Raw genomic sequence first — 23,574 nt, 5'->3', positions numbered from 1 at the left:
TTGGAAAACCGACGTTCAGGCCTTATCCATCGGGATGTTTTCCAGGATCTTCTTGCCCATGCTGATCCGCGGCTCCGCGCCATAACCCAGCGCCTCATAAAACCCCATCACCGCGTCATTGCCACTGGTGATCTGCAGGTTGATCTTCATGCAACCCAGCGCCGTCAACGCCTGCTCCGCATGCCGCACCAACGAAGCGCCCAGGCCCTGGCGGCGATAGTCGTTGTGCACCGCCACTGAATACAACCAGCCACGATGCCCGTCGTAGCCGGCGAGGATGGTACCGATCACCGCCTTCTTGTCGGTGGCCACGAAGAACAACCCATCGTTGACCGCCAGCTTCTTGTCGATCGCCAGGCTCGGCAGGTTATGCGCCGCGTCATAACCAAACGCCGCCTGCCACAACGCCACTACCTGCGCCCGATGGGCCCGATCGCGATAGACGCCGATGGGATGGCGGGATGACAACGCCTTCTCCATCACCAGCGTGCGCTCATTGCCATGGTAGACATCGCGCACCGTGTGGAAACCGAGCTTGGTGTAGAACGGCTCTGCCGTCAGCGAAGACGGCACATGCAACAAGGTCACCCCGGCTTCCCGGGCACGCAGCTCGATTTCAATCATCAGCAAGCGCCCGATGCCCTGCCCTTGCAGCGCCGGATTGACGAAGACCGAGCGCACCACATTGGCGTCAAGTGCCGCCGTGGCAACGATCACCTCATCCTGAATGGCCACCAGCACCGTTCGACGCGCGAGCAACGCCACGACAGCCTCGGGAGTAAAGTTGCTCGCCACCCGCGCAATCACATCCGCCGGATAATCCCGGGCGTTGCTGTCATGCAGGGCCGCCAGGATGACCTGGCTGATGCCCTCGGCATCGGTGGTTTGGGCGAGACGAACTTCAGTGGGCATGGTTTCTCCATCCAGACAAAAAACCTCAGGCAACACAATACCAATGTGGGAGCGGGCTTGCTCGCGAAGGCGGTGTATCAGCCACCGAATTTATTAACTGACCCACCGCTTTCGCGAGCAAGCCCGCTCCCACATTTTGATCTCCACTCACCTCCACAGCCGATTCGGCTGCCCCACCCCACTTTTCAGCTTTCCCGGCTGAGCCACCCCCTCAGTTCAGCCGGGATTCTTCCTTCACACCGCACAAAATAGCCTCACTGCCCAACCCATGGACCCGTGCCCCCATGCAAACCACCAACACCGTCCTGATGATCCGCCCGGCGCACTTCGCCTTCAACCCGGACACCGCGATCAACAACCGCTTCCAGCGTGCGCCCCTCGACCCGTTGGCGGCACAGCAGAAAGCGCTGGAAGAGTTCGACGGCTACGTCGACACCCTGCGCCACCACGGCGTGGAAGTGCTGGTGGTACAAGACACCCCCGCTCCCCATACCCCGGATTCGATCTTCCCCAACAACTGGTGGAGCAGCCACGCCGACGGCAGCCTGGTGCTGTACCCGATGGAAGGCCGGAACCGACGACTGGAACGCGACAAAGGCGTGCTGCAAGTGCTGGAGCAACGCTTCGCGATCCACAACACCATCGACTTCAGCCACCTCGAACAACAGAACATGTTCCTCGAAGGCACCGGCAGCATGGTCCTCGACCGCCAGCACCGCATCAGCTACGCCTGCCATTCCGGACGGACCCATCAGGATGCCCTGCGCCAGTTCGCCGAACGCCTGGACTACCAGGTCTGCGTATTCCACGCCGTCGACCGTCACCACGCGCCGATCTACCACAGCAACGTAATGATGAGTGTCGGCCGCGACCTCTCCGTGGTGTGCCTGCAAGCCTTGCCCGATGACCGCGAGCGCCAGGCCCTTGAACGCTCCCTGCGCGACACCGGCAAAGACATCGTCGCCCTGGACTTCGACCAGTTGGAAGCCTTCGCCGGCAACATGCTCGAAGTCCACGACCGCGACGGCCAGCCGCTGCTGGTGATGTCGGCCAGCGCCTGGGGCTCGCTCAAGCCCGCCCAGCGTCAGCATGTGGAGCGTCACACCCGGCCGGTGGTGGTGAACATCGACAACATCGAACGCATCGGCGGCGGCAGTGCCCGCTGCATGTTGGCGGAAGTACATCTGCCCGCCCGCCCCTCATTTCAATAAGGAGTCTTCCCATGACCCGCTATATCGACGTCAACGACTTGAGCTACCTGGTTTCGCAAAAAGGCCTGCAAACCTGCATTACCGAGATGGCCGAGTACATCCGTGCCGACTACCTGCGCTGGCAGGACTTTGAAAAATGCGCACGCCTGGCCAACCATTCCCCCGAGGGCGTGATCGAGCTGATGCCGGTGTCCGACGCGTCGCTGTACGCCTTCAAATACGTGAATGGCCACCCGAAAAACACCCAGAGCGGCATGCTCACCGTCATGGCCTTCGGCGCCCTGGGTGATGTGGACACCGGCAGACCGGTGCTGCTGGCGGAAATGACCCTGACCACCGCGATCCGCACGGCCGCCACCTCGGCCCTGGTGGCGCGCTACCTGGCCCGGGACAACAGCCGCAGTATGGCGCTGATCGGCAACGGCTCCCAGAGTGAGTTCCAGGCCCTGGCCTTCCACGCGATGCTGGGCATCACTGAAATCCGCCTGTTCGACATCGACGCCAAGGCCACCGCCAAACTGGCGGCCAACCTCAAAGCCTTCCCGGCGATCAAAGTGGTCCTGGCAGGCAGCGTGGCCGAAGCCGTGAAAGGTGCCGACATTGTCACCACCGTCACCGCCGACAAGGCCTACGCCACCATCCTCACGGACGAGATGATCGAGCCGGGCATGCACCTGAATGCCGTCGGTGGCGACTGCCCCGGCAAGACCGAACTGGACCGACGAATCGTCGAACGGGCCCGCGTGATTGTCGAGTACGAGCCACAAAGCCGCATCGAAGGCGAAATCCAGCACATGCCGGAAGATTCGCCGGTCACCGAGCTGTGGCAAGTGATCAACGGCCAGGCGCCAGGCCGCGAAAACGCGCGCCAGGTCACCCTGTTCGACTCGGTAGGTTTTGCCATCGAAGACTACTCCGCCCTGCGTTACGTACTGGACGTGGCCAAGGCGCTGGACGTGGGCAGCGAACTGGAACTGGTGCCGGACCTTGCCGACCCCAAGGACCTGTTTGCCCGCCTGGCCCAAGCACCGGTGGCACAGCAGAAAAAGCGCGCCTGAGACCGCTCTGGCCTGCCGCTTTGCGTGAAAGGCAGGCCGGAAAAACCCGGTCAACAAGCCGATTCAGCGGGTGCCGCAGCCGTTTCCGCTGCGACCCGCGTTTTAACAGCACATTCCGCCCGCCGCGGCAGGGGTAAACGACACAAAAAACGCACCATCTTGAAGCATTCTCTCTGACAACAAACAGCCCAATGTGGCGAGGCACCCAATGGTGAGGCAGCCCAATGTGGCGAGGGAGCTTGCTCCCGCTGGAGTGCGTAGCGCTCCCGGGATTTTGGGGCCGCTGCGCAGCCCAGCGGGAGCAAGCTCCCTCGCCACAAAAAGCCTCTTCACCTTAGCGTCCCGTTTTCTACTGCCCTGACATCAATTACAAAATATAGGGAATACACATGACTCCGCTCCGATCACTTTTCGCTGCGCTGCTCCTGCCATTGGCCGCAACCGCTGCCCAGGCTCAGGAATGGAAAGAAATCCGCTTTGGGGTTTTCCCCGAATACCCACCGTTTGAATCCGTCGCCGCCGACGGCAGCCTGCAAGGTTTCGACATCGACCTGGGCAACGCCATCTGCGCCAAGCTGGAAGTCAAATGCGTGTGGGTCCACAACGAATTCGACGGCATGATCCCGGCCCTGCGCGCCCGCAAGTTCGACGCCATCATGTCCTCCATGGCCGTGACCCCGGCCCGCCAGAAAGTCATCGACTTCAGCGACCGGCTGTTCCTCAGCCCGACCTCGGTGATCACCCGCAAAAGCGCCGACTTCGGCGACACCCCCGAATCCCTGAAAGGCAAACAGGTTGGCGTGCTGCAAGGCTCGCTGCAGGAAGCCTACGCCCGTGCGCACCTGGCCAAGCTCGGCGCGCAGATCAAGGCGTACCAGTCCCAGGAACAGAACTACGCCGACCTGCAAAACGGTCGCCTCGACGCCACCCTCACCGACAAGCTCGAAGCCCAGCTCAACTTCCTGTCCAAGCCTGAAGGTGCCGACTTCAAGACCGGCCCGGCCTTCAAGGACCCGACCCTGCCGCTCGACATCGCCATGGGCCTGCGCAAGAACGACAAGGACCTGGTGGAGCTGATCAACAAAGGCATCGCCGCCGTCCAGGCCGATGGCACCTACACACAGATCCAGAAGAAATACTTCGGCGATCAGGATATCTACAACGAGTGACGCCTCCTGTGGGAGCGAGCTTGTGTGGGAGCGCGCTTGCTCGCGAAAGCGGTGGGTCAGTCACACATGTATTGACTGAAACTCTGTCTTCGCGAGCAAGCCCGCTCCCACACAAGCTCGCTCCCACAGTAAAACTCTGCGCCCCATCGAGATACTTCCCATGAATGAACTCCTCAACTTGCAAGGCTTCGGCCCGCTGCTGGCCCAGGGTGCCTGGATGACGGTCAAGCTGGCGTTCCTGGCGCTGCTGCTGAGCCTGTCCCTGGGACTGCTCGCCGCCGCCGCCAAGCTCTCCAGCGTCAAGCTGCTGCGGGTTCCGGCCACGCTCTACACCACGCTGATTCGCAGCGTGCCGGACCTGGTGCTGATCCTGCTGATTTTCTACAGCCTGCAATTGTGGCTGAACGACCTGAGTGAAATGCTCGGCTGGGCCTACTTCGAAATCGACCCGTTCACCGCCGGTGTCATCACCCTCGGTTTTATCTACGGTGCGTATTTCACCGAAAACTTTCGCGGGGCGATTCTCAGCGTGCCCGCCGGCCAACTCGAAGCCGCCACCGCCTACGGCCTGAGCCGCTGGCAGCGCTTTCGCCTGGTGCTGTTCCCGCAACTGATGCGCTTTGCCCTGCCGGGCCTGGGCAACAACTGGCTGGTGCTGCTCAAGTCCACCGCGCTGGTGTCGATCATCGGCCTGTCAGACCTGGTCAAGGCCGCACAAAACGCCGGCAAGACCACCAATGACCCGCTGTACTTCCTGATCCTCGCGGGCCTGGTGTACCTGGTGATCACCACCCTCTCCAACCGCTTCTTCAAACGCCTGGAACGGCGCTACAACGTGGGCATCAAGGGGATGGCGCGATGATCGAACTGATCCAGCAATACGGCCTGGCCTACCTGTTCACCGACGGTAACGGCTTTTCCGGGGTGGCGATGACCCTGTGGCTGTTCATTATCTCGGTGGTGCTGGGCTTCATCCTCTCGATCCCGCTGGCGATCGCGCGGGTCTCGGAACACTTCTGGATTCGCTGGCCAGTGGAGGTCTACACCTACCTGTTTCGCGGCACGCCGCTGTATATCCAGTTGCTGATTTGCTACACCGGCCTCTACGGCCTGGACGTGGTGCAGGACAACGCCCTGCTCAACCAGTTTTTTCGCAATGCACTGAACTGCACGCTGCTGGCGTTTGTACTGAACACGTGCGCCTACACCGTGGAAATCTTTGCCGGGGCGATTCGCAACATCCCCCACGGCGAGATCGAAGCCGCCAAGGCCTACGGCCTGCATGGCTGGCGCCTGAACCTGTTTGTGGTAGTGCCCGCCGCACTGCGTCGCGCACTGCCGGCCTACAGCAATGAAATGATCCTGATGCTGCACGCCACGTCCCTGGCGTTCACCGCCACCATTGCCGACATCCTCAAGGTGGCCCGCGACGCCAACGCCGAGACGTTCCTGACGTTCCAGGCCTTCGGCATCGCTGCCCTGTTGTACATGCTGCTGTCCTTTGCACTGGTGGGCCTGTTTCGACTGGCCGAACGTCGCTGGATGCGTTTTCTTGTTCCTACCCGAGGCTAACCCATGAATCAGTCCGCGCAGGCCCTGGCCGCTTATCCCACCGATGTACGCCCCGCTACCCAGCCGGTCGCCGTGGCCGAAAACGCCAACGTCAAACTCCAGGTCGAAGGCCTGCACAAACGCTATGGCGAGCATGAGGTGCTCAAGGGCGTTTCACTGAACGCGCGCAACGGCGACGTGATCAGCCTGATCGGCGCCAGCGGCTCCGGCAAGAGCACGATGCTGCGCTGCATCAACTTCCTCGAACAGCCGGACGCCGGGGTTATCACCCTCGATGGCATCAGCATCGAAATGCAGCAAGGCCGCGCCGGCACGCGCGCGCCGCACCAGGCGCAATTGCAGAACCTGCGCACCCGCCTGGCCATGGTGTTCCAGCACTTCAACCTGTGGAGCCACATGACCGTGCTGGAAAACATCACCATGGCGCCGCGCCGGGTGCTGGGGGTGAGCGCCGCCGAGGCGGAAAAACGCGCACGCCTGTACCTCGACAAGGTCGGCCTGCCGGGCCGGGTGGCGGACCAATACCCGGCATTCCTCTCCGGCGGCCAGCAACAGCGCGTGGCCATCGCCCGGGCCCTGGCGATGGAACCGGAGATCATTCTGTTCGACGAACCCACTTCGGCCCTCGACCCTGAACTTGTAGGAGAAGTGCTCAAAGTCATACAGACGTTGGCGGAGGAAGGTCGTACCATGCTCATGGTCACCCACGAAATGGGCTTTGCCCGCCAGGTGTCCAGCCAAGTGCTGTTCCTGCATCAGGGTCGCGTCGAGGAACAAGGCGGAGCCGAAATCCTCGACCAGCCGAACAGCGAACGCTTGCAGCAATTTCTTTCCAACCGATTGAAGTGAACACCACACACCATGGATACCAAGGCCACCGGACCGAACGCCTCACCTGTGCTGGACCGCATCGATGAAGCCATCATCGACGTGTTACGGCACCAGGGACGCATCACCTACGAAAAACTCTCGTCGCTGGTGCACCTGACGCCCAGGCCGTGCCTGGAACGGGTACGCAAGCTGGAACGACGCGGGGTCATCCGGGGTTATGGGGCGATCATCGACGTGCAGATGGTCTCGCCGGGGCTGTCACTGCTGGTGCTGGTGGCCCTCTCCAACCAGAGCGGGCGCTCGGCGCAGAAGGCGTTCGAGGCATGTGTCAAAGCCTGCCCGCAAGTGTTCGAGTGCCAGTTGATCAGCGGGCCGTTCGACTACAGCCTGCGCATGCGCTGCCGGGACATGGAGCACTACCGCGTGCTGACGGAAACCTGGCTGAACAATGATGAATTGCACATTGACAAGTTGGTGGCGCATCCCGAGCTGGCGGTCGTAAAAAACACCGCCACCGAACTGGCCTGAACCCGCCCCTACAGGCAATAGAGATCAAATGTGGGAGCGGGCTTGCTCGCGAATGCGGTGTATCAGTCGCTGGATGTGCTGCTGACACACCGCATTCGCGAGCAAGCCCGCTCCCACATTTAACCGTGCCCGCTTGAAATTCGCTTGCCTGGACGCGCCCCAATCAGCTTCGCCTGCCCATCCCGCTGCTTGCCCGTACGCGCCTCGCTGATCAACCCCGGAATCAACTTGCCCTCCGGCAGATTCTTCCAGAACCGGCTCGGCAAATGCCCTTCCATCACCTTCGGATTCAACCGCGCCGGGTTAAAGATATGGCTGTAGTACGTCAACCACATCGCACTGTGGGGATCCTCGACATTCTGCGCCAACGCCTGCCATTCCACCGGGCATTGCCGCTGGTGAATCAACTGCTCCCCGTCGTAATAAACCCCATCCAGGGGCGTGGCGATCATCCAGCGATGACGCCCCATGCGCCCGACAAAATGCTGGCTGGCCACCTTCAAGATGTCGTGGGCCGGCTCATGCCACGCCACGTACTCCGGCAACTGCGGCCCCGCCTCTGCCGGCAATGCGATAAACCGCACAAACGCATGCAGGTGATGGGCCTCGCGCTGCACCTGCTTGATCCGCCGCTGCAATTCGCTGCCCAGCTTGTCCCCCGACATCATCGCCGTGCGGTCCCCATGGCTGACGCGCCACAGCACCTCATACAACAGGCTCCAGCGCTGTTCACCGTGATAACACGCGGCAGACTCCAGCAGCTCCAGCAGCGCCTTGGGAATCCGCGCCTGGAACGGCCCGCACTCCGCCGGGTACTGCTCGTCGGTGGCAAACAGGTCCGCCACCTCGGCCACGCCCCAACTCACGTGGCTGGGGTCGATCTGATGGCTGAGCAACCAGCGCGCCTGCTCGCGCCAGGTGCTGAACAGGTTGTCGCATTCCAGGCTGATCATCCCCACAGCCCCATTTGCTGCGGCTGCGGGCGGTCGCGCAGTTGTTCGCGCAGCAGCACGCTGGTGCTTTCCGCTTGCTGCGGGTGGTAGTCGCTGGTGATGAAAAACGGCTTGGCCTTGGTCAGCACACACCGCATGCGCGCCAGGTCTTCGAAGCGGATCTTGCGCTGGCGACGCAGGTCCACCAGCCGCTGGGTGGTGCGCAGGCCAATTCCGGGAATGCGCGCAATAAGCGTCGGCTCGGCCCGGTTCAAGTCCAGCGGGAACACCTCGCGGTGCTCCAGCGCCCAGGCCAGCTTGGGGTCGATATCCAGGGCCAGGTCGCCCGGCCCTTCAAACAGTTCATTGGCGCTGAACCCGTAGCTGCGCAACAGGAAATCCGCCTGGTACAAGCGGTGCTCGCGCATCAGCGGCGGCGCGGCCAGGGGCACGCTTTTCGGGCTGTTGGGGATCGGGCTGAACGCCGAGTAATACACCCGGCGCAGTTTGAAATTGCCGTACAACGCCTCGGCGCTGTGGAGGATGGTGCTGTCGTCGGTGTCATCGGCGCCGACGATCATCTGCGTGCTCTGCCCGGCCGGCGCGAAACGCGGCGCGCGGGGTTCGTTGAGCACCGTCTGCTCACCGGTATAGATGGTTTGCATGGCCTGCTTGATCGAGACGATCTGCTTCTCGGGCGCCAGGGTTTGCAGGCTCTTGTCCGTTGGCAACTCGATATTCACGCTGAGGCGATCGGCATACCGCCCCGCCTCGGCAATCAGTGCCGGGTCGGCTTCGGGAATGGTCTTGAGGTGGATGTAGCCGCGAAAGTCATGCTCTTCGCGCAGGAGTTTGGCGACCCGCACCAGCTGCTCCATGGTGTAGTCGGCCGAACGGATGATGCCGGAGCTGAGAAACAGCCCGCTGACGCAGTTGCGCCGGTAAAAGTCGAGGGTCAGGGTCACCACCTCCTCCGGGCTGAAGCGTGCACGGGGCACGTCGCTGGAGCGGCGGTTGACGCAGTATTGGCAATCGTAGAGGCAGAAGTTGGTCAGCAGCACCTTGAGCAACGACACGCAGCGACCGTCGGGCGTGTAGCTGTGGCAGATGCCCATGCCATCGGTGGAGCCCAGCCCCGCCTTGCCTTCCGAGCTGCGCTGGGGCGCGCCGCTGCTGGCGCAGGACGCGTCGTACTTAGCGGCGTCGGCGAGGATGCTGAGTTTTTCGATCAACTGCATGGGGCTTCTACCGATACTGGTTTTTTGTACAGTATCAGCAGCCGCCCCCGCGGTTCAAGTGCAGCCTGTCAGCTGGCGGTGGCCAGCAACACGTCCTGCACCGAACGGCTCTTGCCGCGGCTGCGGTCGTGTTCGTACAGCGACGCAGCAATCTCGTCGGCACGGATCGGCAGGATCGACAGCAAGGTATCGCTCAGGCCATGGCTGGCCTGGCTGAAGCCCTGCATGTAGATGCCGGCCTTGCAGCGCTCGTCGGTGACGATGCGGTAGTCGCGGCTGACTTCAAAGTCGCCCATATAGTCGGCCAACGGTGCGAGCAACTGACGATGCATCTGGCGCTCGTAACCGGTGGCCAGTACGACGGCATCGTAATGGTTGAGGCTGGTTTCGCCGGTGGCGTTGTTGCGCAGCGCCAACTCCACACCCAGCGGCCCGGCCGTGGCTTTTTCCACGGTGGTCAGGGTACGGAACGCGTGACGGGCAATGCCGGAAACTTTCTGGCGGTAGAAAATCCCGTAGATGCGCTCGATCAGGTCCAGGTCCACCACCGAATAGTTGGTGTTGTGGTACTCGTTGACCAGGCGCTCGCGTTCGCTGCCGTTCTGCTGGAACACCAGGTCGGTGAACTCCGGCGAGAACACTTCGTTGACGAACGGGCTGTCATCCGCAGGCTTGAGGGCCGAGCCGCGCAGGATCATGTCGACCTGCACCGACGGGAAGCTGTCGTTGAGGTCGATAAACGCCTCGGCTGCGCTCTGGCCACCACCGATGATCGCGATGCGCATCGGCTTGCCGTCGACACACGGTTGCTGGGCCATGCGTTCCAGGTACTGGGAGTGATGGAACACCCGACCGTCATCCTTGAGCGCCTTGAACGACGCCGGAATACGCGGCGTACCACCGGCGCTGACCACCACCGAGCGGGTGGTGCGCACGTGCTGTTCACCCTGGGCGTCCCGGGAAATCACCCGCAGCGCCTCTACCTGCTGCTGATGCAGGATCGGCTCGATGGCCAGCACTTCCTCGCCGTAGCGGCTTTGCGCCTGGAACTGCCCGGAGACCCAGCGCAGGTAGTCGTTGTACTCCATGCGGCACGGATAGAAGGTACCCAGGTTGATGAAATCCACCAGGCGCCCGTGGGCCTTCAGGTAATTGACGAAGGAATAAGGGCTGGTGGGATTGCGCAGGGTCACCAGGTCCTTGAGGAAGGAAATCTGCAATTCACTCTGGGTGACCAGGGTGTTGCCGTGCCAGCGGTAGTCGGCCTGTTTGTCGAGGAACAGCACGTCCAGTTTGCCCTGGGCTTTCTCGCGTTCCTGCAGGGCGATGGCCAGCGCCAGGTTCGAAGGGCCGAACCCGATACCGATCAGGTCGTGAACGGCGGGCGATGCAATTGCCTGTGTCATTCCAGTGTCCTCTGGATAAGCCCCGTGGCAGTGGGGCGGGAAAGCCTCAGAGACCTGAAGGCACAGCAACAGGTCGTGTGTTGATAGGAGACGAGGACAATGAAATAAAATTTAGCTAACGCTGGAATCAGTGCGCATCCCACTCACGCATGCGCGCCCGGCAATGCTTCATGGCATTGACGATGTGTTTTTCCACCAGCGCGCGGGAAATACCCAGGCGCTCGGCGATTTGCAGGTGGGACAGGCCGTCGAGCTTGCGCAACAGGAAACTGTCACGGCAGAGCGCCGGCAGCTCGGCCAGCGCGCGCTCAAGCATTTCCAGGCGCTGGCCGTGGTCCAGGCAGTGATGGGGCGAAGACAGCGAAAAACGCTCCTCGCTGTCGAGTACTTCCAGGGGTTCATCCTGGCGCAGGGCGTTGCGCCGATGACCGTCGATCACCAGGTTCAGCGCCGTGCGATAGAGAAACGCCCGGGGCTGCTCGATCGGGACCTCGCTGGCACGCCCCAGCACCCGCACATAAGCGTCATGCACCACATCTTCGGCCACCTGACGGTTGCCCAGCTTGGCGTTGAGGAAACACACCAGCTCGCGATAGTAGTTTTCCAACATGACTCCCGACCGCCTGTAGGCGGCATTAGGTCCTTTGAATACGAAGATAACGGCCGATTCGATGATGGCAGTTTGAGGTGCGTGTAATTTATAGTAATTCTCATCTAGTTTTAAACAAGACTTGCAACGCCGGCCAATTATTTTGCCTGACACACCTGTAACGGCATATGTAACGGCCTAAATCCCCGGACAATTTCCTCGTCTACCTGTCAGCTTCCCGCTCCTGCGGGCCGATCTTTCCTGGCTGGAACTGTGCATGAAACGTCCTCGACCTGCCCGACGCGCCCTGCTTGTGGTCGCGTGCCTGATCCCCGTCATCGCTTTAGCTGCCTGGCAGGTCCTGCCGCCGGGCCGGGACAAGCTGGCGACCGTCACCGTGACCCGGGGCGATATCGAAAGCAGCGTCACCGCCCTGGGCACCCTGCAACCCCGGCGCTACGTCGACGTGGGCGCCCAGGCGTCCGGACAGATCCAGAAGATTCATGTCGAGGCCGGTGCCCAGGTCAAGGAAGGCCAATTGCTGGTAGAGATCGACCCCTCCACGCAAAAAGCCAAGCTCGACGCCAGCCGCTATGCCATCGAGAACCTGCAGGCCCAGTTGCAGGAGCAACGGGCCCAGCACGAACTGGCCCGCCAGAAGTACCAGCGCCAGCAACGCCTGGAAGCCGGTAACGCCACCCGGGAAGAAGACGTGCAAACTGCCAGGGCCGAACTGAGCGCCACCCAGGCGCGGGTCGACATGTTCCTGGCGCAGATTCGCCAGGCCAAGGCCAGCCTGCGCAGTGACGAGGCAGAGTTGGGCTACACGCGCATTTATGCGCCAATGAGCGGCACCGTGGTCGCGGTGGACGCCCGGGAAGGCCAGACACTCAACGCCCAGCAGCAAACCCCGCTGATCCTGCGGATCGCCAAGCTTTCGCCGATGACCGTATGGGCCGAAGTCTCGGAAGCCGACATCGGCCATGTCAAACCCGGCATGACGGCCTACTTCACCACCCTGAGCGGCGGCAGCCGACGCTGGACCAGCACCGTACGGCAGATTTTGCCGATCCCGCCCAAGCCGCTCAACGAAACCAGCCAGGGCGGTGGCAGCCCGAGCAGCGCCAGCAAAAGCGGCACCGGGCGAGTGGTGCTTTACACGGTGCTGCTGGACGTCGACAACACCGATAACGCCTTGATGGCGGAAATGACCACCCAGGTATTCTTCGTCGCCGGCCAGGCCAGGGACACCCTGACCGCGCCGGTCGCCGCCCTGCAAGGCAGCCTCGGCGGCGACAAACAGATCGCCCGCGTGGTGGCGAAAAACGGCAGCATCGAGCAACGCGAAATCCGCCTGGGCCTCAGCGACCGCCTGCGAGTCCAGGTGCTGGAAGGCCTGAACGAAGGCGATCACCTGCTGATCGGCCCGGCCGATGGCAGCGGAGGTTGAATGTCGACCCCACTGATCGAACTCAAGGGCATCCGCAAATCCTACGGCGGCGGCGACACGCCGCAGGTTGATGTGCTGCGCGGCATCGACCTGGCGATCCATGCCGGGGAATTCGTGGCGATTGTCGGCGCTTCCGGCTCCGGCAAATCCACGCTGATGAATATCCTCGGCTGCCTCGACTGCCCCACCGAGGGCGACTACCTGTTCGCCGGAGAGAACGTCGCCCAGCTCGACAGCGACGAACTCGCCTGGCTGCGCCGCGAGGCCTTCGGTTTCGTGTTCCAGGGCTATCACCTGATCCCATCCGGCTCGGCCCAGGAAAACGTCGAGATGCCGGCGATCTATGCCGGTATCAGCGCCGCCGAACGCCATGCCCGCGCCAAGGCCCTGCTCACGCGCCTGGGCCTGGCCGAGCGCACCGGCAACCGCCCGCACCAGCTTTCCGGCGGCCAGCAACAGCGGGTGTCGATTGCCCGGGCGTTGATGAACGGCGGGCATATCATCCTCGCCGACGAACCCACCGGCGCCCTCGACAGCCACAGCGGCGCCGAGGTCATGACCTTGCTGGACGAACTGGCCAGCCAGGGCCACGTGGTCATCCTGATCACCCACGACCGCGAAGTCGCGGCGCGGGCCAATCGCATCATCGAGATCCGCGACGGGCTGATCATCAGCGACTCTGCCGAGACCAGCGAGACGCCCCCCGTGGCCATCTCCGGCGCGTTGCAAGCTGTGGACCTGCGCCAGCGCCTGGCCGATGGCGCCGAGCACAACGGCGCCTGGAAAGCCGAGCTGCTGGATGCCGTGCAAGCCGCGTGGCGGGTGATGTGGATCAACCGTTTTCGCACGGCGCTGACGCTGCTGGGGATCATCATCGGCGTGGCGTCGGTGGTGGTGATGCTGGCGGTGGGCGAAGGCAGCAAGCGCCAGGTGATGGCGCAGATGGGCGCTTTCGGCTCCAATATCCTCTACGTCAGCGGGTCGGCGCCCAACCCGCGCACACCACCCGGCGTGATCACCCTCAACGACGTGGCCGCCCTGGCGGCCCTGCCTCAGGTCAAGCGCATCATGCCGGTGAACGGCGCAGAGGCCGGCGTTCGCTTTGGCAACGTCGACCATATGGCGTATGTCGGGGGCAATGACACCAATTTCCCGGCCATTTTCAACTGGCCAGTGGTCGAGGGGAGTTACTTCACCGAGGCCGACGAGCGCGCCGGAGCCACGGTGGCAGTGATCGGCAAACGGGTACGCGACAAGTTGTTCAAGGATGTGACCGACCCGATCGGGCAATACATCCTGATCGAAAACGTTCCATTCCAGGTGGTCGGTGTGCTCGCCGAAAAAGGCGCCAGCTCCGGCGACAAAGACAGCGACGACCGTATCGCCATCCCCTACTCTGCCGCCAGCGTGCGCTTGTTCGGCAGCTATAACCCCGAATACGTAGTGATTGCCGCCGCCGACGCGCGCAACGTGCACGACGCCGAACAGGCTATCAATCAGTTGTTGCTGCGCCTGCACAACGGCAAGCACGACTTTGAACTGACCAACAATGCCGCGATGATCCAGGCCGAGGCACGCACCCAGAATACCTTGTCACTGATGCTCGGCTCGATTGCCGCGATTTCGCTGCTGGTGGGAGGTATCGGGGTGATGAATATCATGCTGATGACCGTACGTGAACGCACCCGGGAAATCGGCATTCGCATGGCCACCGGGGCGCGGCAGCGGGACATCCTGCGCCAGTTCCTCACTGAAGCGGTGATGCTCTCTGTGGTCGGCGGCGTCACCGGCATCGGCCTGGCCCTGCTGGTGGGTGGCGTACTCATCCTCAGCAACGTGGCCGTCGCGTTCTCGATTCCGGCCGCCGTGGGGGCCTTCTTCTGCGCCCTGGTCACCGGCGTTATCTTCGGTTTCATGCCGGCCCGCAAAGCCGCTCGACTTGACCCGGTCAAGGCCCTTACCAGTGAATGATCGCCCTATGAAAGTGTCCCTGACCCTCCTCGCCGCCAGCCTGCTGCTGGCCGCCTGCAGCAGCCCCGCACCGCGTCCGGACGCAGGCATGCAAACACCGCCCGCCTGGCACAGTGCAAACGACGCAACGGCGCTGCGGGACAACCAGCAATGGTGGACAAGCTTCGACAGCCCCCAGCTCAACCAACTGATCGAACGGGCCCGCAGCGGCAGTTACGACCTGGCCAGCGCCATGGCCCGGGTGCGCCAGGCCCAGGCCAGCGCAGTGATAGCCGGCGCACCGTTGCTGCCTGAACTCACCGGCGCGTTCAATGCAAACCGCCAGAAGCTGCTGCGGGGCAAGGGCTACAGCCAGCTGGATGCCACCAGCAGCAACAAGGCCGTGGATTACTTCGATGCGCGCCTGAGCGCCACTTACGAAATTGATTTCTGGGGTGGCAAGCGCGCCGCCCGGGACAGCGCCGTGGAAGAGGTGCGCGCCATCGAGTTCGACCAGGCCACCGTGGAACTGACCCTGCTCAGCGGTGTTGCGACCAGCTATACCCAGTGGCTGTCATTGCGTGAGCAACTGCGCATCGCCCAACTCAACCTGGACAACGCCCAAAACGTGTTGAAGCTGGTGCAGACTCGCCACGATGCAGGCTCCGCCACCGCCCTGGAACTGGCCCAGCAAAAAAGCCTCGTGGCCGCACAACAACGCCAACTGCCGCTGGCACAGCAACAGGCCGACGAGGCCTTGATCAGCCTCGCGGCACTGCTGGGCACACCGGTGCAGGACCTGCACCTGGCCCCGCAACCCTTCGCCCAATTGAACTGGCCGGGCATCGCCGCCGGTGTTCCCAGCCAACTGCTCAGCCGCCGTCCCGACATCGCCAGTGCCGAGGCCCGGCTGGCAGCAGCCCAGGCAGACGTCACCGTGGCCCGGGCAGCCATGCTGCCCACCCTCACCCTCAGTGCCGACCTGGGTTCGGGCGCCAACAAGCTCGCCGACGTAGTGCGCAGCCCGTTCTACAACCTCACTTCCGGCCTGGTCGCACCGATCTTCAACAATGGCCGCCTGAGCGCCGAGCGGGACAAGGCCCGGGCGCGCCAGGATGAGCTGCTGCAGACGTACCGGGGAGCGATCATCAATGGCTTTGCCGATGTGGAAAAAGCCCTGAGCAGCATTCGCGGGCTGGATGCGCAGCGTCAGTGGCAGAGCGAGGAACTGAGGGAGGCGCAGACTGCCTTTGAGATTGCCCAGAGCCGATACGAGGCCGGAGCGGAGGATCTGCTGACGGTGCTGGAGACGCAGCGTACGTTATACGCGGCGCAGGATTTGAATGTGCAATTGCGCCGATCACGGCTGAACGCAAGCATTGCGCTGTATAAGGCGCTGGGGGGCGGCTGGCAGGTGCCAGCAAGCACAATCAACTGAATGAAAGCCGGGCTTGCCCGGCCCCCACCGTTGAGCGGCGCGCTTTAGAGCACCCGCTCCTTGACCTTCAAATGGCGCGCGTACCAGGGACGCTTCGGCACCTTGCGAAACAGCCCGGCCAGCCTGTCCTCATCCGCCCCGAAGGTAATCCGCAGCGCCAGCTTCATGGTCTCCGGGTCCATCTCCATCGACTTGCCCATCTGCAACCCCGGCGTGGTGCTGCAACCATGGGTGTCCGGCCCCAGCCACGGGTCATCCACCTCCACCCAGCGCCCCGGCGCAAACCAGGGCACGCCGTTGACTTCCAGCCGGCTCACTTCACCCGGATGAAAACGCTCATGGGCACGAAACCAATCCTCGATGCGGTCATCGATCCAACCATGAAAACGCCAGAACACCGGATTCACGTGAGAAGAAAACGGATCTCCAAGGAAGTCATTCTCTGCCACGTACCAACGCGCGGCAAAGTCAGCCGGGTCCCGTGCAAAAGGCACCGGCGCGCCGTTGGACGGGTCCCGCGGCACCGAGGCCCAGCGCATATGCAGCCAGTCGTGCAGGCCCAGCTCCACCTCCGAGCCGAACTGCCCCAAGGTGAGTTTCGCCAGGTAGCGCGGGTCGCGGTACTGCGACTCCCAGACCTCAAAGTTACTGTGGTAAGTCTCGGCCGCCTTGATATCGCTGACCCACTGGGTATACGCACTGTCATTCGCCGCCATCCAGGTAGGCGGCAACGCGAAACCGTCATGATTGTCGAAATAACGCACAAACCCCTGGCGATCACGCTCCAGCCCCGGCTGTGGCTGAGGGAAGTACGTCCACGATGGCAAGTCCTGCATCGAACGTGCGGCGCCCAGCATGTGCCGATGCATGAAAAAGAAGTCGATGCCCGAACCGTTGCGATCCTTGCGCGGCCCCCGTGCATCGCGCTCCCGGTCACGCGGACCAGGCTGCCAGCCGATCCCCCGCAAGGCATTACGCTTGTCTTCGGAGAGTTTGTGCCACTGGTCACGGGAAGCGTGCCAGAGCTGGTGAAACAGGCGATGTTCGGGAGCAATCAACCAGGCCAATAGAACCGGGTTGAGACCGATGCGCTCACGCGCCTCGGGAAACAGCCGCTTGGTGGCGACAAAATGATTGTCCCGTTCGAGCAGGGCCAATGGGCGGTCCAGGCTGAGGATCTGCCCACTCAGGGTGCCGCTGCCGGCGTTACCGAATTCGGCCCAGACTTCATCAAGGGTCATTGTGAACTCGTAGGCCGGAGCCCCATCCACGGCATCGCGGTCGATCAGGCGCCAGTACAGATGCGCCCCGTCGCCGGGAGTCAGGTCACCCAACACACGATAGCGCGGCTCGCCGTCGGCACGCAGTTGTTCGCCAGTGTCGAGGTAGCCCCGCAGGCCACGCCCACGCGGGGCAACGTCGAGGAGCAATTCCAGGCCCTCCAGGGGCAGGCCTTTCAGGCCGGCATCGCGGCCTGCCAACTGCACATGCCAAACGCCACGCAGGCTGTCCGCCAAATGCTGGCCGGCGGTGTCTGCCAGATCCACCGTGGCTTCGCCCGGGGTAATCGGAAACTCTTCACGCGTCAGCTCGCGATGGGCATAAAAGGCCGCAGGCACTGCAGCGCCAGTCAGTGCCAGGCCGGCGATGAACCCTCGTCGAGAAATCGTCATTGCTTTACCTGTGTCAGCCATCAAGCAGGCTTTATCCAAGCTAGAACGTTCGCTGACAGGGGAAATTTAGCACCGCGCCTCCCAGGCTTAAATTTTCCCGCCCATCGCTCGTTCATCCCAGATAGCAAAGGCCTCAACTGACTGAGATGGCAATGACAAAACCACGTTCGAAAAAGGCGTTGTACTTCGGCCTGCCGCTGGTCCTGGCCATTGGCGCCGGGGCCGGGTTCCTGGCTTGGGACCATTGGTTCAGGGGCAATGCCGGGTACCCGTTGGCGGTAATCAAGCAGGCCAATGAGATGCAGGACCGCCTGCTGTCGTTCGACAGTCACATCACCGTGCCGCTCAACTTTGGTACCACCGGCAACGAAGCCGACAAGGACGGCAGCGGCCAGTTCGACCTGGCCAAGGCCAACCGGGGGCGCCTGTCGGGTGCAGCCCTGACGATTTTCGGCTGGCCGGAAATGTGGAACGGCCCCAATGCGCCCCACAAGCCCACTGCGGGTTTTGTCGAAGAAGCCCGCCACCAGCAGGAGACTCGCTACAAGATCATCTCCGGCATGGTTCGCGACTTCCCCAACCAAGTGGGCATTGCCTACACCCCGGATGATTTCCGGCGTCTGCATGGCGAAGGCAAGTTTGCGATCTTTATCAGCATGCTCAACGCCTACCCGCTGGGTGATGACCTTAATCAGTTGAACCTGTGGACCGCGCGCGGCATGCGCATGTTCGGCTTCAGCTACATCGGCAACAACGCCTGGTCGGACTCGTCACGCCCACTGCCGTTTTTCAATGACTCACCCGATGCCCTCGACGGCCTCTCGGATATCGGCAAGCAAGCCGTGCATCGCCTCAACGACCTGGGGGTAATCATTGATGTCTCGCAGATGTCCACCAAGGCCCTGGAGCAAGTTGCGCAACTGAGCCGCACACCGATGGTGGCCTCCCACTCGGCGCCACGGGCGTCGGTGGACATACCGCGCAACCTCAGCGACAAGGAACTGCAACTGATCAAGAACAGCGGCGGTGTCGTTCAGGTGGTGGGCTTCCCAGCTTACCTGCGCCCCCTCAGCCAGCCCACCCAGGACAAACTCAACGCGTTGCGCGCGCGCTTCGACCTGCCGCCACTGCCCAACCTGGCCGTAGCCCTGATGCCCGGCGACCCGATCATCTCGGCCTGGCCAGAACAAAAGTTTGGCCAATACGCCAGTGCGCTGTACGCCATCCTCGAAGAAGAACCCAAGGCCACCCTCAAGGACTTGGGCGATGCCATCGATTACACCGTGCGCAAGGTTGGCATCGACCACGTCGGCATCGCCTCGGACTTCAACGACGGCGGCGGCCTCAAGGGCTGGGAGAACGTCGGCGAAGTGCGCAACGTGACTGCGGAACTGATCCAGCGCGGCTACTCCGAAGCCGATATCGCCAAGCTCTGGGGAGGCAACTTCCTGCGGGTCTGGGACCAGGTACAAAAAGCTGCCAAGCCATTGGCCAACCGCTGAACCACCCTCAATGAATGAAGTGAATTCATGACCGACCGCCGTACGTTTCTCAAGCAGGCCGGGCTTCTCGCCGCGAGCCTGCCGCTGGGCACTGCCATCATCCCCCAGGCACTGGCAGGCAATGCGGCACCACCTGGCGACCCTTGGGCAGGCTTTCGCCAACTGTTTACCCAGGACCCGGACTACCTGCACTTTTCGAATTTCCTGGTGGCCTCGCACCCCAAGCCGGTGCGTGAGGCCATCGAGCGCTACCGCGCGCAGATCGACCGCAACCCCGGCCTGGCCATGGATTGGGACCTGCAAGAGACATGGAAGCGTGAAGGCCAGGTGCGCGAATGGGCCGGCCGCTACCTGAATGCCAGGCCCGGCCAGATAGCCCTGACCGGCAGCACCTCCGAAGGCCTGGCGATGATTTACGGCGGGATCCAGGTACGCCCCGACCAGGAAATTCTCACCACTGTTCACGAACATTACGCCACCGCCTACAGCCTCGATTTCCGGGTACGCAAGGAAGGCACCCAGGTACGCAAGATCAAATTGTTCGAGAGCGCCCATTCGGTGTCCGTCGATGAAGTGCTCGGTTCTATCGAGCGCAATATCCGCCCCAATACCCGTGTGCTCGGCATGACCTGGGTGCAATCCGGCAGCGGCGTCAAGCTGCCGATCGGCGCGATCGGCAAGCTGGTGGATGAACACAACCGCAACCGTGACGACAAGGACCGCATCCTCTACGTGGTCGATGGTGTGCATGGGTTTGGCGTCGAGAACCTCGACTTCCCGGACATGCATTGCGACTTTTTCATTGCCGGCACCCACAAGTGGATGTTCGGCCCGCGGGGCACCGGGATCATTTGCGCCCGCTCGGAACAGAACACCGACGTGACACCGATGGTGCCGACCTTCTCCGAAGACACCAACTTCGCCACCACCATGACACCCGGCGGCTACCACGCCTTTGAACATCGCTGGGCTGCGGATGAAGCCTTCAAACTGCACTTGCAGTTGGGCAAGCCGCAGGTACAGGCACGCATTCATCAGCTCAACGACGAACTGAAGACCCAACTGCTGGCGCACTCGAAGATAGAGCTGGTGACACCCCGCAGCAGCGAGTTGTCGGCAGGCTTCACCTTCTTCCGGGTCAACGGCCAGGACAGCCGCGACGTGGCCGCCCACATGATGAAAAACCGGGTAGTGATCGACTCGGTATATCGGGACGCCGGCCCGGTGATTCGCACTTCCCCGGGCCTGCTCAACACATCGGCCGAGATCCAGCGCTTCATGACGTTGCTGAGCCAACGGTTGTGACGCCTCTTTTCCATTTCAGCGAGATGCTCCCATGAACCATCACCCGCACCTGAAACCGCTGGCCGCAGTGATTCTGACAACACTGTGCAGTGCCCTGCTACCGGGGCTGGCCCAGGCGGCCACGCCGACACCCGGTAAAGTGTTCAAGGACTGCAAGGACTGCCCGGAAATGGTCGTGTTGCCCGCCGGTACGTTCACCATGGGCACCCCGGAAGACGAAGTGGGCCGCGAGCCTGATGAAGGCCCGATGCACCCGGTCACCTTTGCCAGGCCCTTCGCCATGAGCCGCTTCCAGGTCACCGCCGGCGAGTGGGACAGCTATGTACGCCAGTCCGGGGTCAAGATCGCCAATGGTGATGAACGACCCGGCCGCGAGTGCGTCGCCAGCAAGCCACGCTACCCCCAGGGGCCGCGCCAACCTGCCGTGTGCATGGACTTCGAGGATGTGCAGAACTACGTCGCCTGGCTATCGAAGAAAACCGGCCATCACTACCAGATGGTCAGTGAAGCCCAACGTGAATACGCCGCCCGCGCCGGCTCCACCGGCCCGTTCCCCTTCCCGTTCGACGAGGGCAAGGGCTACAGCATTGCCCAGCATGCCAACACCTACGGCCCGGCGGATGGCTACAGCTACTCGTCCCCGGTGGGCAGCTACCCGCCCAACGCGTTCGGCATGTACGACATGCACGGCAACGTCTACGAGTGGACAGCCGATTGCTACAACGACGATTACGTCGGCGCCCCAAGCGACGGCAGCGCCTGGCTGACCGGTAAATGCCAGTTCAGACGCATCCGCGGCAACGACTGGGGTGAAGCCCCCGTGTTCTCCCGCTCCGGCAACCGCAATGCGTTGGTACCGGACAACCGCGGTGACTGGATCGGCTTTCGCGTCGTGCGGGATCTGTAAGGCAGCCAGCGCTCTAAATTAACCCTCCCCCCAGTCGTTTTACAGGTGTGTGTGACCCGTCATGCAACGCATTGCGGCGCACCACCGCCCTCTATGCCACCCAGGCCGAGCCCGCGACCGAAGCCGGGCCCGGCCGATCTTCAAGCAGGGAACCTCCATGAGCAAACCAACACGTGGGGTGATCAATGAATTGTTCACCCTGCTCAAACCCTTTCGGCTGATCGTTGTCGGCTCCATTCTGCTCGGCATGGTCGGCGGCCTCAGCGTCACGGTATTGCTGGCGACCATCAATACCGTGCTGCACGCCGACAACGGCCTGACCAACACCGTGGTCGGCGCCTTTGCCGGCCTCTGCCTGCTGGCACTGGTCAGTTCGATCTTTTCCGATATCGGCACCAATTATGTGGGGCAAAAGATCATCGCCCGGCTGCGCAAGGAGCTTGGGGAAAAAGTCCTGTCGGCGCCCATCGAACAGATTGAGCGCTACCGCAGCCACCGCCTGATCCCGGTGCTCACCCACGACGTCGACACCATCAGCGATTTCGCGTTCGCCTTCGCCCCGCTGGCCATTTCGCTGACCGTCACCCTTGGCTGCATGGGTTACCTGGCGATGCTGTCATGGCCGATGTTCTTGATCATGGTGGTCGCGATCATCATCGGCACGGTCGTCCAGTACATCGCCCGGGGCCGGGGGATCAAAGGCTTCATGGAGGCCCGCGACGCCGAAGACGAACTGCAGAAACACTACAATTCCATCGCCGAGGGCGCCAAGGAGTTGCGCATCCATCGTCCGCGCAGGCACCGCATGTTTGTGTCGGGGATAGAAAGCACCGCCGACAAAATCTGCGACACACAAATTCGTTCGGTGAATATTTTCGTCGTCGCCAAGACCCTCGGCTCCATGCTGTTTTTCGTGGTCATCGGGCTGGCACTCGCCCTGCAATCACTGTGGCCGAGTGCCGACAAATCAGTGATGAGCGGCTTTGTGCTGGTGCTGCTGTACATGAAAGGGCCGCTGGAGCATCTGATCGGCACCCTGCCAATCGTCAGCCGCGCGCAGATCGCATTCCGCCGTATCGCCGCGCTGTCGGAGCAGTTTTCCTCGCCCGAACCCCACCTGCTGCTCAGCGACCAAGGCAACCAGAGTACGCCGGTGCACAGCCTGGAATTGACGGACGTGTCCTACAGTTTCCCCGCCACCGAAGGCAGCGCACCGTTTCGCCTGGGCCCGGTCAACCTGAAGATCGAGCAAGGCGACATCATCTTCATTGTCGGCGAAAACGGTTGCGGCAAGACCACCCTGATCAAGCTGCTGCTAGGCCTGTACGCCCCGCAGCAGGGAGAAATCCGCCTCAACGGGCAGCCCGTGACGGCAGTGACACGTGACGACTATCGCCAGTTGTTCACCACGATCTTCGCTGACTACTACCTGTTCGACGACGTGGTGCAGGGCGATACCCATATTCCCGAAGATGCCAACCAATACCTGCAGCGCCTGGAAATCGGCCACAAGGTCAGCGTGCGTGACGGTTCGTTCACCACCACCGACCTGTCCACCGGCCAGCGCAAGCGCCTGGCGCTGGTCAATGCATGGCTGGAGGAACGCCCGGTGCTGGTGTTTGACGAATGGGCCGCAGACCAGGACCCGACCTTCCGGCGGATTTTCTACACCGAGCTGCTGCCGGATCTCAAGCGCCTGGGCAAAACCATCATCGTGATTTCCCACGACGATCGTTACTTCGACATTGCCGACCAACTGGTCCGCATGGAAGCCGGGAAAGTAGCCACCGAACTGCAACCGGCATGAATAAGTTAGATTCTCATTCTGGTTTTTTCGGCCTCGTGCGTCTAATTAAGAATCGCTAACAACTACGCAACCATTAAAACCAGTAAGAGTGAGCAC

Annotated in this window: 20 protein-coding genes; 14 read left to right on the top strand and 6 right to left on the bottom strand. The window is 62.4% G+C overall.

Annotated features, from left to right (window positions below; all coding sequences use genetic code 11):
- Positions 1 to 15 precede the first annotated feature (15 nt).
- The gene (locus HX815_RS29905) at positions 16 to 912 is read right to left on the bottom strand and encodes a GNAT family acetyltransferase (RefSeq protein ID WP_008434482.1); all 897 of its coding nucleotides are present in this window, start codon (positions 910 to 912) and stop codon (positions 16 to 18) included.
- 284 nt (positions 913 to 1,196) lie between these two features.
- Between HX815_RS29905 and ctlX the strand changes: the two genes are divergently transcribed.
- The 7 genes from ctlX (at position 1,197) to HX815_RS29870 (ending at position 7,281) form a co-directional block, all read left to right on the top strand.
- Positions 1,197 to 2,123 (top strand): citrulline utilization hydrolase CtlX, encoded by a 927-nt coding sequence (ctlX, locus tag HX815_RS29900; RefSeq protein ID WP_177029412.1) that lies wholly within the window; start codon positions 1,197 to 1,199, stop codon positions 2,121 to 2,123.
- An 11-nt stretch (positions 2,124 to 2,134) separates the two neighbouring features.
- Positions 2,135 to 3,181: an ornithine cyclodeaminase gene (locus HX815_RS29895; protein WP_177029411.1), complete on the top strand. Its 1,047-nt coding sequence runs from the start codon at positions 2,135 to 2,137 to the stop codon at positions 3,179 to 3,181.
- Positions 3,182 to 3,570: 389 nt separating this feature from the next.
- Positions 3,571 to 4,350: an ABC transporter substrate-binding protein gene (locus HX815_RS29890; RefSeq protein WP_003212870.1), complete on the top strand. Its 780-nt coding sequence runs from the start codon at positions 3,571 to 3,573 to the stop codon at positions 4,348 to 4,350.
- Between the two features lie 160 nt (positions 4,351 to 4,510).
- The gene (locus HX815_RS29885) at positions 4,511 to 5,212 is read left to right on the top strand and encodes an ABC transporter permease (protein WP_177029410.1); all 702 of its coding nucleotides are present in this window, start codon (positions 4,511 to 4,513) and stop codon (positions 5,210 to 5,212) included.
- Complete coding sequence (locus HX815_RS29880) at positions 5,209 to 5,922, top strand: ABC transporter permease (RefSeq protein WP_003208574.1); 714 nt, start codon at positions 5,209 to 5,211, stop codon at positions 5,920 to 5,922. The genes HX815_RS29885 and HX815_RS29880 overlap by 4 nt, the downstream gene beginning before the upstream one ends.
- Before the next feature lie 3 nt (positions 5,923 to 5,925).
- The gene (locus HX815_RS29875) at positions 5,926 to 6,771 is read left to right on the top strand and encodes an ABC transporter ATP-binding protein (protein ID WP_003208573.1); all 846 of its coding nucleotides are present in this window, start codon (positions 5,926 to 5,928) and stop codon (positions 6,769 to 6,771) included.
- 12 nt (positions 6,772 to 6,783) lie between these two features.
- Positions 6,784 to 7,281: an Lrp/AsnC family transcriptional regulator gene (locus tag HX815_RS29870; protein WP_003208571.1), complete on the top strand. Its 498-nt coding sequence runs from the start codon at positions 6,784 to 6,786 to the stop codon at positions 7,279 to 7,281.
- Positions 7,282 to 7,400: 119 nt separating this feature from the next.
- On the opposite strand, the gene HX815_RS29865 is transcribed toward HX815_RS29870, so the two are convergent.
- The 4 genes from HX815_RS29865 to HX815_RS29850 all read right to left on the bottom strand — a co-directional run bounded on the left by HX815_RS29865 (position 7,401) and on the right by HX815_RS29850 (position 11,467).
- Positions 7,401 to 8,234: a TIGR03915 family putative DNA repair protein gene (locus tag HX815_RS29865; RefSeq protein ID WP_102369559.1), complete on the bottom strand. Its 834-nt coding sequence runs from the start codon at positions 8,232 to 8,234 to the stop codon at positions 7,401 to 7,403.
- On the bottom strand, positions 8,231 to 9,451 hold the full coding sequence (locus HX815_RS29860) for a putative DNA modification/repair radical SAM protein (RefSeq protein ID WP_177021070.1): 1,221 nt from the start codon (positions 9,449 to 9,451) through the stop codon (positions 8,231 to 8,233). Before HX815_RS29860 ends, HX815_RS29865 begins: the two co-directional genes overlap by 4 nt.
- Before the next feature lie 68 nt (positions 9,452 to 9,519).
- On the bottom strand, positions 9,520 to 10,857 hold the full coding sequence (locus HX815_RS29855) for a lysine N(6)-hydroxylase/L-ornithine N(5)-oxygenase family protein (protein WP_003208565.1): 1,338 nt from the start codon (positions 10,855 to 10,857) through the stop codon (positions 9,520 to 9,522).
- 127 nt (positions 10,858 to 10,984) lie between these two features.
- Entirely contained in the window at positions 10,985 to 11,467 is a 483-nt protein-coding gene (locus HX815_RS29850; protein WP_032899291.1) for a sigma-70 family RNA polymerase sigma factor, read from the bottom strand.
- Positions 11,468 to 11,723: 256 nt separating this feature from the next.
- Between HX815_RS29850 and HX815_RS29845 the strand changes: the two genes are divergently transcribed.
- The 3 genes from HX815_RS29845 to HX815_RS29835 are packed head-to-tail and all read left to right on the top strand — an operon-like array spanning position 11,724 to position 16,284.
- Complete coding sequence (locus tag HX815_RS29845) at positions 11,724 to 12,896, top strand: efflux RND transporter periplasmic adaptor subunit (protein ID WP_177029409.1); 1,173 nt, start codon at positions 11,724 to 11,726, stop codon at positions 12,894 to 12,896.
- The gene (locus HX815_RS29840; protein ID WP_177029408.1) at positions 12,897 to 14,867 is read left to right on the top strand and encodes a MacB family efflux pump subunit; all 1,971 of its coding nucleotides are present in this window, start codon (positions 12,897 to 12,899) and stop codon (positions 14,865 to 14,867) included.
- 7 nt (positions 14,868 to 14,874) lie between these two features.
- Positions 14,875 to 16,284 carry an efflux transporter outer membrane subunit gene (locus HX815_RS29835; protein ID WP_177029407.1) on the top strand — a complete coding sequence of 470 codons (1,410 nt, stop codon included), beginning with the start codon at positions 14,875 to 14,877 and terminating at the stop codon, positions 16,282 to 16,284.
- Positions 16,285 to 16,328: 44 nt separating this feature from the next.
- Here the strand turns inward: HX815_RS29835 and HX815_RS29830 are convergent, their stop codons facing one another.
- Positions 16,329 to 17,957: a PvdJ/PvdD/PvdP-like protein gene (locus tag HX815_RS29830; RefSeq protein ID WP_102369565.1), complete on the bottom strand. Its 1,629-nt coding sequence runs from the start codon at positions 17,955 to 17,957 to the stop codon at positions 16,329 to 16,331.
- 152 nt (positions 17,958 to 18,109) lie between these two features.
- Between HX815_RS29830 and pvdM the strand changes: the two genes are divergently transcribed.
- The 4 genes from pvdM (at position 18,110) to HX815_RS29810 (ending at position 23,478) form a co-directional block, all read left to right on the top strand.
- The gene (gene pvdM / locus HX815_RS29825) at positions 18,110 to 19,459 is read left to right on the top strand and encodes a pyoverdine-tailoring dipeptidase-like protein PvdM (RefSeq protein WP_177029406.1); all 1,350 of its coding nucleotides are present in this window, start codon (positions 18,110 to 18,112) and stop codon (positions 19,457 to 19,459) included.
- A gap of 27 nt (positions 19,460 to 19,486) precedes the next feature.
- Positions 19,487 to 20,764: an aminotransferase class V-fold PLP-dependent enzyme gene (locus HX815_RS29820; protein WP_003208551.1), complete on the top strand. Its 1,278-nt coding sequence runs from the start codon at positions 19,487 to 19,489 to the stop codon at positions 20,762 to 20,764.
- 31 nt (positions 20,765 to 20,795) lie between these two features.
- Positions 20,796 to 21,671: a formylglycine-generating enzyme family protein gene (locus tag HX815_RS29815; RefSeq protein ID WP_003208550.1), complete on the top strand. Its 876-nt coding sequence runs from the start codon at positions 20,796 to 20,798 to the stop codon at positions 21,669 to 21,671.
- A 157-nt stretch (positions 21,672 to 21,828) separates the two neighbouring features.
- Complete coding sequence (locus tag HX815_RS29810; RefSeq protein ID WP_003208548.1) at positions 21,829 to 23,478, top strand: cyclic peptide export ABC transporter; 1,650 nt, start codon at positions 21,829 to 21,831, stop codon at positions 23,476 to 23,478.
- Positions 23,479 to 23,574 lie beyond the last annotated feature (96 nt).

Origin of the sequence: Pseudomonas sp. E6002, from assembly GCF_013385565.1 — a bacterium.
In the GTDB taxonomy this organism is placed as follows: Bacteria; Pseudomonadota; Gammaproteobacteria; order Pseudomonadales; family Pseudomonadaceae; genus Aquipseudomonas.
Note: the sequence above shows the minus strand (reverse complement) of the source record. Positions and strands in the feature narration are given on the sequence as shown.